Source organism: Arthrobacter sp. TS-15 (assembly GCF_006964045.1).
GTDB lineage: Bacteria > Actinomycetota > Actinomycetes > Actinomycetales > Micrococcaceae > Arthrobacter.
This window is the reverse complement of record NZ_SDXQ01000036.1, coordinates 71,408-83,108: the sequence shown is the minus strand read 5'-3', so window position 1 is coordinate 83,108 and position 11,701 is coordinate 71,408. Positions and strand designations below refer to the sequence as shown.

Annotated in this window: 13 protein-coding genes and 2 tRNA genes; 3 read left to right on the top strand and 12 right to left on the bottom strand. The window is 60.0% G+C overall.

Annotation, left to right across the window (positions count from 1 at the left end; translation table 11 throughout):
- A complete protein-coding gene (locus tag EU811_RS14325; protein WP_142939023.1) occupies nucleotides 1–1,008 on the bottom strand; it encodes an AAA family ATPase in 1,008 nt (335 codons plus the stop codon).
- Between the two features lie 115 nt (nucleotides 1,009–1,123).
- Here EU811_RS14325 and EU811_RS14320 point away from each other — a divergent pair, with 115 nt between their 5' ends.
- A complete protein-coding gene (locus EU811_RS14320; protein ID WP_374206998.1) occupies nucleotides 1,124–1,327 on the top strand; it encodes a hypothetical protein in 204 nt (67 codons plus the stop codon).
- Nucleotides 1,328–1,334: 7 nt separating this feature from the next.
- Here the strand turns inward: EU811_RS14320 and EU811_RS14315 are convergent, their stop codons facing one another.
- The 5 genes from EU811_RS14315 to EU811_RS14295 form a co-directional block, all read right to left on the bottom strand.
- Complete coding sequence (locus tag EU811_RS14315; protein ID WP_142939021.1) at nucleotides 1,335–2,153, bottom strand: carbohydrate ABC transporter permease; 819 nt, start codon at nucleotides 2,151–2,153, stop codon at nucleotides 1,335–1,337.
- Nucleotides 2,150–3,019: a carbohydrate ABC transporter permease gene (locus tag EU811_RS14310; protein WP_142939020.1), complete on the bottom strand. Its 870-nt coding sequence runs from the start codon at nucleotides 3,017–3,019 to the stop codon at nucleotides 2,150–2,152. The genes EU811_RS14315 and EU811_RS14310 overlap by 4 nt, the downstream gene beginning before the upstream one ends.
- On the bottom strand, nucleotides 3,016–4,404 hold the full coding sequence (locus EU811_RS14305) for an extracellular solute-binding protein (RefSeq protein WP_142939019.1): 1,389 nt from the start codon (nucleotides 4,402–4,404) through the stop codon (nucleotides 3,016–3,018). Before EU811_RS14305 ends, EU811_RS14310 begins: the two co-directional genes overlap by 4 nt.
- 101 nt (nucleotides 4,405–4,505) lie before the next feature.
- Nucleotides 4,506–5,705, bottom strand: coding sequence for an ROK family transcriptional regulator (locus tag EU811_RS14300; protein WP_165450192.1), 1,200 nt, complete (start codon nucleotides 5,703–5,705; stop codon nucleotides 4,506–4,508).
- Nucleotides 5,706–5,929: 224 nt separating this feature from the next.
- The gene (locus EU811_RS14295) at nucleotides 5,930–7,084 is read right to left on the bottom strand and encodes a class I SAM-dependent methyltransferase (RefSeq protein ID WP_238703410.1); all 1,155 of its coding nucleotides are present in this window, start codon (nucleotides 7,082–7,084) and stop codon (nucleotides 5,930–5,932) included.
- 173 nt (nucleotides 7,085–7,257) lie between these two features.
- On the opposite strand from EU811_RS14295, the gene EU811_RS14290 reads away from it, so the two are divergent.
- The gene (locus EU811_RS14290) at nucleotides 7,258–7,635 is read left to right on the top strand and encodes a cupin domain-containing protein (RefSeq protein ID WP_142939016.1); all 378 of its coding nucleotides are present in this window, start codon (nucleotides 7,258–7,260) and stop codon (nucleotides 7,633–7,635) included.
- Between the two features lie 62 nt (nucleotides 7,636–7,697).
- On the opposite strand, the gene EU811_RS14285 is transcribed toward EU811_RS14290, so the two are convergent.
- A tRNA-Ala gene (locus tag EU811_RS14285) sits at nucleotides 7,698–7,770 on the bottom strand.
- Between the two features lie 390 nt (nucleotides 7,771–8,160).
- Between EU811_RS14285 and EU811_RS14280 the strand changes: the two genes are divergently transcribed.
- Nucleotides 8,161–8,751: a ScbR family autoregulator-binding transcription factor gene (locus tag EU811_RS14280; RefSeq protein ID WP_142939015.1), complete on the top strand. Its 591-nt coding sequence runs from the start codon at nucleotides 8,161–8,163 to the stop codon at nucleotides 8,749–8,751.
- Between the two features lie 79 nt (nucleotides 8,752–8,830).
- On the opposite strand, the gene EU811_RS14275 is transcribed toward EU811_RS14280, so the two are convergent.
- The 5 genes from EU811_RS14275 to EU811_RS14255 all read right to left on the bottom strand — a co-directional run bounded on the left by EU811_RS14275 (nucleotide 8,831) and on the right by EU811_RS14255 (nucleotide 11,673).
- A tRNA-Ala gene (locus tag EU811_RS14275) sits at nucleotides 8,831–8,906 on the bottom strand.
- Nucleotides 8,907–9,022: 116 nt separating this feature from the next.
- Nucleotides 9,023–9,427 (bottom strand): ribosome silencing factor, encoded by a 405-nt coding sequence (gene rsfS, locus EU811_RS14270; protein ID WP_142939014.1) that lies wholly within the window; start codon nucleotides 9,425–9,427, stop codon nucleotides 9,023–9,025.
- A gap of 102 nt (nucleotides 9,428–9,529) precedes the next feature.
- Entirely contained in the window at nucleotides 9,530–10,750 is a 1,221-nt protein-coding gene (locus EU811_RS14265) for a hypothetical protein (protein WP_142939013.1), read from the bottom strand.
- Between the two features lie 7 nt (nucleotides 10,751–10,757).
- The gene (gene nadD, locus EU811_RS14260) at nucleotides 10,758–11,507 is read right to left on the bottom strand and encodes a nicotinate-nucleotide adenylyltransferase (protein WP_446698052.1); all 750 of its coding nucleotides are present in this window, start codon (nucleotides 11,505–11,507) and stop codon (nucleotides 10,758–10,760) included.
- A complete protein-coding gene (locus EU811_RS14255) occupies nucleotides 11,434–11,673 on the bottom strand; it encodes a hypothetical protein (protein WP_142939011.1) in 240 nt (79 codons plus the stop codon). Before EU811_RS14255 ends, nadD begins: the two co-directional genes overlap by 74 nt.
- Between the last annotated feature and the right edge of the window lie 28 nt (nucleotides 11,674–11,701).

Here is an 11,701-nt window from a genome sequence, read left to right as displayed (position 1 = left end):
CTACGGCGTCTGCACGGACGCCACCACGGCATCGATCACGGTCTCCACGGAGATTTCCTCCACCACGGCATCGAATCCGAGGATGATGCGGTGACGCAGGATCCGATGCGCAAGGTTCTTGACGTCCTCGGGAATGACGTGGTCACGCCCCTTGAGCAGCGCCATGGCGCGGGCTGCCTGGCTGAAGGCTATGCTCGCCCGCGGGCTGGCCCCGAATTCCACCACGTTAGCCAGCCGGGGCTCCAAGTACTGGGAAGCGTTACGGGTGACATAGGCGAGTCCGACGATGTACCGGACGATTGCGGGATCTATATATACCCGGCGCACGAGTTCCTGGACTTGGACCACGGCGTCAAGGGAAGCAGCGGCCGGAGGCTTCTGCTCTGCACTGAAAACGCCGGAGTCAATCCGGCGGATGACTTCCGCTTCCTCCGCAGGGCTCGGATAGTCAAGAACGTCCTTGAGCATGAACCTGTCCATCTGTGCTTCGGGAAGACGATACGTCCCCTCCTGCTCAATGGGGTTCTGCGTCGCGAGCACCAGGAAGGGCTGCGGCAAAGGATAGGTTTCACCCCCAATGGAGGTCTGACGCTCCTGCATGGCCTCCAGCATGGCGCTTTGCGTCTTGGCGCTGGACCTGTTGATCTCGTCCAACAGAACTATGTTTGCGTGAACCGGCCCCAGCTGCGTGACAAATGTCCCCTTGGCGGCGTCGAATATCTGCGTGCCTGCGATGTCGCTGGGCAGCAGGTCCGGCGTGCACTGTATCCGGCGGAACTCCGCACTGACCGATTCTGCTATGGCTTGGGCCGCTGTGGTCTTAGCCAGACCGGGAACACTTTCCAACAGCACATGGCCGCCGGTCAATAAGCCGATAACCAATGTCTCACGCAGCCTGGCCTGGCCTACCACTTTGTTTTCGAAGCTGCGGACGATGCTACCCACGAGTTGCTGGGCACGGGCCATATCCGGTGCGTCGATTCCGGCCATGGCTGTGATCTGTTGCACTCGTGGTCCCCTCGCTGGCGTTGATGTGAAACGGCCACTCTATCCAAGCCTTCCTGAAGCAGCGTGGCAATGGGGACCCCTCCCCATGTGGACTTTGGAGGTCTATCCTTTTGCCATGCATCAGCTACCAGCCGCCTATCAGAACTACCTCGCTTCCCAGGACCAGCATGTCATCGACGCCGTACGGCCGGTCCTGCTCCAATCCGCAGCAGACCAGCGGCACGGCGTACGAATCACTTTCAACAGGGGCCCTACCGGACATCAAGCCCACCTGGACGAGTCCATACCGTATGGCGAGATCATCGAGGACATCGACTGACAGAAAGCTAACCCTTCATAGCACCGGACAGGGCAAATGAATTTCCCATGCCACGGGATACCAGCGCGTAGAGCACCAGCACGGGGACCGAATACAGGATGGAGAACGCGGCCAGTTGGCCGTACGCAATTGCACCGTGCTGGCCAAAGAAGCTGAAGATTGAGACAGCGGCTGGTTGCTTAGCGCTGGATAACAACAGGATGAACGGGACGAAGAAGTTCCCCCACGCCTGAATGAAGACGAAGATGAACACCACTCCGAGTCCTTGCCGCATCAGCGGCAACACGATGCTCCGCAGCGCCGCCAGCGTAGATGCACCGTCCACCCATGCCGCTTCCTCCAACTCACGAGGGACCGAATCCATGAAATTCTTGGTCATCCATATCGCCATGGGCAAAGTTGTGGTGGCCATGAAAAAGATGGTCGCCGCCATTGAATCCAGAAACTGCAGCTGAACAAACAGGCCATAGACCGGCACCATGATGGCCGTCACGGGGAGCGATGTCCCAAAGAGAATCGTGTACAGGAAGGGCTTGTTGAACCTGGACTGATACCTGGACAAAGGGTAGGCGGCAAGCACAGCTGCAAGCACATTCACCACAGCAGTGCCCGCCGATAACAGGAAACTGTTTGCCAAGGGCTGGAACAACAACTCAGGAGTCATCACCGCTCGAAAATTCTCAGTGGACGGCGCCACAGGAACTTTGGTCTGGTAGCCGGCCTGAGGATCAACGGAAGCCAACAGCAACCACAGCAGGGGCGCAACAAAGCACACCCCGATCACCGCAAGGGCGACGTCCGCGCCCAGCTTCGCCTTGATAGTCATGTCTTTTGCTCCCGTAGCAGCCTCACGTACACCGCGCCGAAAACCATTCCCAGCAGAATCAGTACAGACGCCACAGCTGTGCCGTAGCCGATGTCACCGAACTTGAAGGCCTCCTGATAGGCCAACACGGGCAACGTGGTACTGGCATTGGCCGGACCACCTGCAGTCATCACCCAGATGAGGGTGAACACTGCCAACGTCTGAAGGGTGATCAGCATCAAGTTAGTGGCAATGCTGCTCCGGATCAGCGGAAGCGTGATGAACGCGAGGCGTTGCCAGCCGCGCGCTCCATCCATGAGCGCAGCCTCCGCCACATCCCGGGGAACATCAGCCAACGCCGCACGGTAAACCAGCATGGAAAACGCAGTTCCACGCCACGTGTTCGCCAGCACGATTGCCACCAAGGGAAAGGAATACAACCAATCCGGCCCCTCACCTCCCAAGGCGCCCACTACCTGGTTGAGCGTCCCGTCCCGGTTGAAGTAGGCGTAAGCGGCAAAAGCCGCCACGATCTCCGGAAGCACCCAGGCCGCCACCACTGCAGTACCCACCCACGCTGCCACTGCCTTGCGCGAACGGGTCATCAGCAGGGCAATGAGTAAACCCAGCACATTCTGGCCCAGCACTGCGGAAGCCACGACGAACACCACCGTGAGCCAGGCGGAGAAAGGAAAGTCATCATCGCTGAACATCCGGACGTAATTGTCTGCTCCCACCCACTGCGGATCCCTGGCAGCCTTACCGGACAACGCGGCGTCCGTGAATGACGCATAAAAAGACCACGCCACAGGAGCCAGCAGGAACACCAGGAGCAGAAGAACGGCAGGAAATACCGGCAGCAGCCGCAGGAAGCGGCGAATTCTCATTTCTCCAGAACCTTGTCCTCACCTACCAGTTTCCGAACGGTGGCATCGTATTCAGCTGCTGCTTCCTCAGGACTCTGTTTACCGGTGATCACAGATTCCGTAGCTACCTGGACGGCCGTGGAAATTCTGGGGTAATCGGCCGTCGCGGGCCGGTAGTGCGTCACCTTCACCAGCTCTGAAACGTCCTTCACGAACGGGTTGGCCGCCAAGTATCCCGGATCCGATGCCACATCCGTACGCACGGCGATCTGGGAATTATTGACGTCGAAGGCAAGCGCATTCTTCTTGTTCAGCGCCGTGGTGAGGAAGCTGAAGGCGAGCTCAGGGTTCTTGCTCTTCGCCCCCACAGCCAGTGTCCAACCGCCGGACATGCTCACACCTCCGGGATCCTGCCCCTTCTGCGTGGGGAACATCGCGACACCCATTTCCTGCTCGTACCCGGCCCACTCATAGGCGCCGCCCTTCTGCCAGAACGACGGCGAATAGGAACCCTCCACGGTTGCGCCCAGTTTGCCTTGCGGGAACCACTCGCCAAAAACCTTCTTCCAGACGTTGGCGTCCAGGGCTTCGGCAGGACTCACGGCCAGTTTCTCGTCATAGAGGGTTTTGAGGAAAGCCAAGGAATCCCTGAACCCTTGGGAACCCACCACCCATTTCTTCTGGTCCCCGTCATACAAACTGCTGTCAGTGCCATACAGCAGCTCGTAAAAGCTCTGCATGACCGTGCCCTCGCCGGTCCCCTTACCTGCGTACATGGTGAAAGGGATGACCTGGGGATCAGAAGCCTTGATGGCGCGGGCGGCCGTGAGGATCTCGTCCCAGGTCTTTGGTTGCCACGGCACCGGAATTCCAGCCTTCTGAAGGACGGACTTGTTGTACCAGATTGCCCGGGTATCGGTGCCCAGCGGGACCGCGTAAATACCGCCGTCGTCCGCACGTCCGGCCTCCTTGGCTGCGTCGTTGAACGACTTCCAGTCATCCCACTTCTCAAGGTAACTGTCCAGCTTGAGCAGGTACCCGGCGTCGACGTCGGAACGCACCTTGAAGGTGTCCTCATAGAAAACGTCAGGTGCCGTATCAGCTGACCGCTGGGCCAAGGCTAATTTGGTCCCGTAGTCGTCGTCGTTGGCCTGGATGGGTTGGAGGTCCACTGTCACACCGCTATTGGACGCTTCGAATTCCTTTTTTGCGTCCTGCATGACCATATCCAGGGCCGTGAACGAGTCACTCTTCTGATAAACGATCTTCAGGGTCTTGCTCACCGTGGCCTCAGGCGTAGGCGAACAGGACGTCGCTGCCGCAAATACGGCAGCGACGGAAACAAGCGCTGCGGCAAACTTCACTGGCGCATACTTCAGTGGCGCTTTGATCACAGGACGGCGCATGGTGCTCCATTCAGTCGAACGTGGCTACAGCCCCCATACTTCACCGTGACACACCTGCGACGTGGCCGAGCCTTATGGTTATTCAGTTGTCCTACTACTAACTAGCCCTCCAGCAGGAGCCTTTGCGCCCGTGGTGCCAGCATGTGCTCCAAAACCAGGCAGGCGGCACCGATGGCTCCAACGTCCTCGCCCACGCCAGATCCCACAACTTCGAGATCGTGGATCATGCGGGCCGCGTTGTTTTTGTCCAACAGTTCCGGAACACGTTCCATGAAGTAAGGCGACATCCGCCCCCAGAACGGGCCACCGAAAACGACGCGCTCCACGTCCAGGGTGTTGGTCACTATGGAAACGGCACGCGCAACGAGGGTTGCGGACTTGTCCAAGATGGCGATTGCCCTGCCGTTACCGGCGTCGGCAGCGTCGCACAACTGGGCATACCGTTCCTGGACTTCGGGGCCGTCAGCACCAGCACGATGCCCTTCCAGCACACCAGCGGCTTCGGCTTCGGCCACCAGCACCTGCGGGATGCAGGAAGACTTTACGCAGCCACGCAGTCCGCAATCACACAGCGGACCCTGCGGGTCCACCACGATGTGGCCGATTTCGCCGGCATTGCCCGAGGTACCGCGCACCACTTCATCATTGAGGACAATGCCGCAGCCGATGCCTGTTCCCATGTACATGAACACGAAGCTGCCGGCACCGCTGGCGCCGCCTGCCCAGGTTTCCGCAACGGCAGCACTGGTCACGTCCTTGTCCACCAAGGTTTCCATGCCGGTGGCCTCGGCTAAGGCCTCCCGGATGCGCACACGGTTCCACCGCGTCAGGAGCGGAGGCTCCACCACCGAACCTTCGTCAAGGTCGATGGGTCCTGGGACAGCAACGCCCAGCCCGGCAATCTTGGACGCATCGACCCCTGATTCCTCAATGAGGATATTGATCTGCCCGGCGATGCTGGTGATCACCCCGGCCGGATCACCACCGGGAGTTGCCATCCGGGAATGCTTGACGACCTCACCCAGCAGGTCCAGAACTACGAAGGTGATGACTGCCGGATCCAGATGAACGCCCACAGCGTACATTCCGGCCGGGTTCAGGCGCAGGATGGTCCTGGGCTTGCCCGGACCAGAGCCCTCCTTGCCGGCCTCCACGATCAACTGCTGATCCAGCAGACGCCTGGAAATGTTGGAAATGGTCTGCGGGGAAAGTCCCACGATCTGAGCCAACTCCACACGGCTGAGCCCACCTGATGAGCGGCGGATCGCCTCCAGAATGACAGTTAGATTAAAGTCCCCCATGCGGGGAAGGTTGGTTCCGCGCCTCGGTGTCGGCTGCCGGATCTCAGTCACTGATGCCCCTAGTCATTGGGATGAACTTCGTCGAAGTTGGTCTTTGTCTGAATCGTACGATACCGCCGCCGTTGGGGATATGAGCACACGCTGACACCGGCATCAGGGCTTGGTAACGATGCCGGTTGAGTGTGCCAGCGGCAGCCATGTGCTCAGATCCTTGATGGCACCGCTTAAGACTTCCGACTCCGCGTTACCGTGAATTTTGGATTCCGGCCTTCCTCCACCGTCGGCCCGATATGCCGTTCAAGTGCCGCGCGGTACTGCAGATGACTGTTGTAGACGGTCCACAGCTCTCCACCAGGGGCGAGAACCCGCGCAGCAGCCTGGAACATTTTCAGAGCTGCGCCGGCGTGAACACTGGCGCCCAAGTGGAACGGCGGGTTCAGCAGGATGAGGTCCGCGCTGCCTGGTTCAAGGGTGGACATGGCGTCATCGTGGATCACTGCCACCCGCTCCCCCAGTCCGTTGGCCTTCGCTGTTGCCTTTGCTGAAGCGACGGCCGCAGCGGATTGGTCGGTGGCGACCACAAGGGCATCCGGATGGCGAAGTGCGTACATCATGGCGAGGATACCGGTCCCGCAACCGAGGTCAACAGCCTGGCGGGCAGCCGGTATACGGTCCATGAAGGTCAGCAAGTAGCGCGTGCCAATGTCCAGGCGTGCGCCGGAGAAAGCAGCGCCATGCGCACAAACCGTAATCCCCAATTCCGGAAGGGACTCCACCACCGGAAAAGGGTGATCATTCGGCGCTGCTTTGGGCTCACGCGCCACCAGAACCCGGGATTTCTGCCGGGCAAGTTGCGGCTGGACGGATGCGAAGTACCGTTCCAGGACTGCATTCATGCCGAGCGACATGTGCTTGACGCGACCTCCGGCGAGCAGGACCGCATCCGGGGCAGCAAACCTGGCTACGGCGTCGGCGATTTCCTCCAACTCAGCCAGCGACTTAGGCAACTGCAAAAGCACTACGTCGGCGTCGTCCAATAGCTCCCGGCTCAGTTCGTGTCCGGTGAAGCGACCCTCCAAGCCGGCAGAAACTGCGTTACGTTCCAGCGCCAGCCTTCCGGAGAACAGATCCTGGTTTACGCGTACATGCCCGACGGCGAGTCCTGCCAGGGCGCCCAACGTCAGGGCGCCGTAGCGGTCGCCAATGACAACCACCTTGGAGTCGGGGCCAACCAGATCTGTAGCCGTCTCCAGCAGGAGCCTGTCTGTGGCATCAAAAGCCTGAAGGTTGTCCGCCTCGACGTCAGGAAGCCTACTCAACCCGCCCAAGAGCGCTTCAACATCCATTACCGTCACGTTGAGTTTCTCGCTTTCATGCATAACTGTCTCGACTTTACGGTGGCGTGGGAGGAACCTAGTGCTTGCAGGACGCAAACACCTGTCATGCCTTCCAGTGGCAACCACGGAGGCGGCAGGCACAGATCACGGCGACCCCTGGAGCCAGGCACCGGGATCTACCCATCAATTGGGCTCCCCTCCCTCTGTGAGAAGCCATGAGTGTCAATGTTGTCACGAACCTTGAAGTAAAGTCCCACAACTCTCCCGACGAAACGAGGCGACCCAACAAGACGGTGCTGGACCTCGTCACCGTGGGCGAATACACAATCGGCCGGATGACCTTCGAACCAGGCTGGACGTGGGCCGACTGCATCAAACCTGTAGTGGGCACCGACTCGTGCGAATTGAGCCACGTAGGATTCTGCGTTTCCGGCAACTTGGAAGTAGAAACCACCGACGGCGGCAAGATCAACATTTCAGCCGGTGATTCCTACAGCATCCCGCCGGGTCATAACGCCCGCGTGGTGGGCGACCAACCGTTCCAAGGCGTCGAGTTTGTCAGCGGCGCCGAATTCGCGCGCCCCGCCGAGTAACCCCGAATCCACACGGACAACGAAAAAGACCCCGCTCAATGAGCGGGGTCTTTCAACCGAAGTGGAGCTGAGGGGACTCGAACCCCTGACCCCCTGCATGCCATGCAGGTGCGCTACCAGCTGCGCCACAGCCCCGGATTTATAGTGCAAATCCGCTACTTCCAAGCGGAATGATTTCTCTTCCCGTCGAAGCAACTCGTCAATACTAACCACAATCGCTTGAGAAGCGAAATCGTCTGAATATGACCTGCATCACCGCGATAGGTTGGCCCGCCGAGGTTGCCGCAGCCGAGGTGCGTTGGATCATTCCACCGCACCTCCCCCCAAAACCAGCTGCGCCGGAGCCGCCCTCAACCAAACGGCATGGCTCCCCCTGAAGTCTAGAATTTCCTGGCACTAAAACCAAACCGTTCAGTCGGTTTAGGATTGCTGAGGCCCGTCGCGCCCCCGGTGGTAGCGTTGTGGAGTCTCGACGGCGGCCCACCCCTCCGTCTCCTGACTCACCCGAGAGGCCACCCACCACCGATGCAGCAACGTGCGAAAGACACCAGGCTTTCCGTCATTGAAGGTGCCGCCCGCGTTTTCGCGGAAATCGGTTACGGCAACGCAAGCCTGACCGACATCACCAAGCGCGCCGGCGTCACCAGGGGTGCGCTCTACTTCCACTTCACCTCGAAGCGGGAGTTGGCATTGGCTGTCATCGAGGAACAGCACGCAATCGTACAGGCGGCAGGATCTGAAATAGCAGCATCGGAAGCCCCTGCCTTGGACAGGCTCATAGGCCTCTGCAGGATGTTCGGGCAACAACTCCTGGACGAACCCTTGGTCCAAGGCGGCATACGACTGACTTTCGAAGCCTCCGCGTTCGACGCTGACGTCTCGGGCCCCTACCAGGATTGGATCAACACAGCGGAGCAGCTGCTGCGACAGGCAGCCACGGACGGCACCGTCCGTGCCGACCTGGATGCCGCCGCCTTTGCCAGATATCTGGTTGCATCCTTCACTGGAGTCCAGATGGTTTCCGAGGTCCTTACATCACGTGAAGACGTCCTGCTGAGGATCGAACAGATGTGGGAGTTCATGCTGCCGGCTCTGCAGCCAACCAGTTCCAGCTAGCCAGTTTTCCGCGGGGACGTTTTTCCAACGCAAAAAGGTCCTGCCCTCTTCATGAATCATGAAAAAGACAGGACCTCGTTGGTGGAGCTGAGGGGACTCGAACCCCTGACCCCCTGCATGCCATGCAGGTGCGCTACCAGCTGCGCCACAGCCCCATATTCTTGCTGCTTCGCGATCAGCTTTTCGGCTACCCGCGCCGAAGCAACTCAAATATCTTAGAACAGCATTTCCGAAAATTCCAAATCGGACATATTTCGGCAGGCTGCTGCTCCTAGTGCCCGGAATCCTCCGCGGTAACAGCCTTGGCAGAAGCGTCATCGCCCAATTCGAGGTCCACCACAGGGCAGTCCTTCCAGAGCCGCTCCAAGGCATAGAACACCCGGTCCTCGGAGTGCTGGACGTGGATCACGATGTCGGCATAGTCCAAGAGGACCCAACGACCTTCGGACCGGCCCTCGCGGCGTACAGGACGAAGGTCCTGCTTCATCAGTTCTTCCTCAATACCGTCAACAATGGCGTTGACCTGACGCTCGGTGGGAGCCGACGCAATCAGGAAAACGTCAGTGAGCGCCAAACGCTCGCTGACATCCAATGCGACGATGTCCTCGGCAAGCTTCTCAGCCGCGGCACGCGCAGCGTGACGAGCGAGTGTGATGGATTGTTCATGTGCAGACACGGGGTACTCCTTGTTGTGGCCAATGGCCTGTGTTTGGCGTGAGCCATTTGTACAGCGATAGTTCGTGAGCCATTTTGCAGCGATAGTTACTCTCCAGCGGAACTAGCCGCTGGTGATCATGATGATGCCGACGATGAGGGCCACAAGGCCCAGCGCCAGGACGCCGAATTGCAACAGCCTGTTACGTTGAGCGCGGGCCAAGCCCGCAGTGTTGGCATCCAAAGGATCAAGGCCGTACGCCGCGCTGGCCGAAACTGGTGTGCGCTGGGCTTCTTCGTTGGGCTCCCCCGCCGGCTCAGGACGTTTCCTTGCCGATTTCGCTACCGCCTCTGCACGGGCCAGAACGCCAGCGCGGCCACGGGATCCCGACTTTTTGGCCTGGGTTTGTCCGGAGTCGACTGTAGGCCCGGCTGAGGTAATCAGCGGAACAAACGTGGTGCTGGGGCGCTTCATGACGGGACGCTCAATCCCCGGCATCTTCACGAACTCCAGTGGAGTCACCATCGCGAGGTTGTTTGCCGTGGACGGTCCTGCGTCCGCCGTGGGCGACTTCCCGTTCCCGCCGGAACCCGAAGGGGTCTTGCCGGAATCCGAAGGGGTCTTACCGGAATCCATCTGGGTCTTCTCAGCAAGCTTCTGCTTGGCAGCAGCACGCTTGTTCAAGACTGCAGCACGCTCCGCGAGGGCAATCTGCTGAGCCAGCACATCAGGATCCACGGCCAAGGGATCCTGCTCGGCGATATGTTCCAGCTTAGCCGTCTGGTTTTCCACCTGGGCGGCGATCAGTTGCCGAACTGCAAGCGCCTGTTCCACGGACATTTCGGACTCCGCGGGAGCGCTGGAAGGCTTGTTGGCGGCCTCCGGCTGGGGTGCCTCTTGTGCGGTTTCGTCCTCTTTGGCCGTATCCTTTGCAGTCTGTTGCTTGGCTGGCGCGGACGCAGCAGACGATCCGGCAGGCATGGGGACAACCGGATTCATGGAGGTGGCAACTTCAGCCTGAAGTTGCTGGAGGCGCAGCTGGCGACGCGTGGGCGGACCCCCACCGGAGAGCTGCTCCTCCTTGTCGGCCAGCTCCTTGATGGTGCGCAGGGCCGCACGATCCCGGGCACGGATCTGAGAGGACCGTTCCTGGGCCGCAGGCCCTACGGCATCCACCGGAACATCGGCGGCGCGGCGATTGCGGCCGTTCGGACGGTCGGCATGCGGAGGATTCTCTACCTTCTCAGGCGCGGAAATATCCACGTGCTGTTCCTCGGGGCGCTCTTCACGGGCACGCCGAAGCTCACGCCTGCTGCGGATGGGTCGCTGGTCCTGGCTGCTCATTCAAAACTCATTCAGTACGTGCTTGGTCGTCTGATCCGGACAGTGCGGGTGTCAGATCTGCTTCGATGGGTGGCGCCGCGTACAGTCCATACTTTGCGATGTATTGCACCACTCCGTCAGGCACCAGGTACCAAACCGGATTCCCTGCACCCACGCGGGTCCTGCAATCCGAGGAGGAGATTGCCATGGCAGGAACTTCCAACAAGCTGACGTCATCCCTGCCCATGTCGTGCAGTTCATGCCCGGGACGGGTGACGCCAACGAAGTGGGCCAAGGACCACAACTCGTCCACGTCCTTCCACGAAAGGATCTGAGCCAAAGCGTCTGCGCCGGTGATGAAGAAAAGGTCGGCGTCAGGACGCTCTGCACGGAGATCGCGGAGGGTATCAATGGTAAAAGTAGGCCCCGGACGGTCAACATCCACCCGGCTTACAGTGAACCGGGGATTGGAGGCTGTAGCGATGACCGTCATCAGGTAGCGGTGCTCAGGCCTGCTGACCAGCTTGTGGGACTTCTGCCACGGCTGGCCTGTGGGTACGAAGACCACTTCATCCAGGCCGAACTTTGCTGCCACTTCACTGGCAGCAACAAGGTGGCCGTGATGAATGGGATCGAACGTTCCACCCATCACGCCCAGCCGGAGCCTGCGCCCCGCCTCCCCACGCGGTGTTGCGGCGATAATGTTAGTGGCCTTGGCCGTGCGTGTGCTTGTTCGGGTGCTGGCGGTGCGGATCGGCGTGCTCTTCCACAGCCTCATGGCGGTTGCCAAGGTTGGTGTAGGCGAGGGTTACGAACAGGAGAACCAGCATGAGGGCGAACATCACTGCGCCGAAGACCCACGGCTCGGCCCACAGCGGAGCGAGTTCCTCGTGGCCGCCTTCAGTTTGGGCGGCAATGGACGTGGCGATCTGCTGAAACAGCATCTTCTCCCCTAGTTGGTTCTCAAAGGAT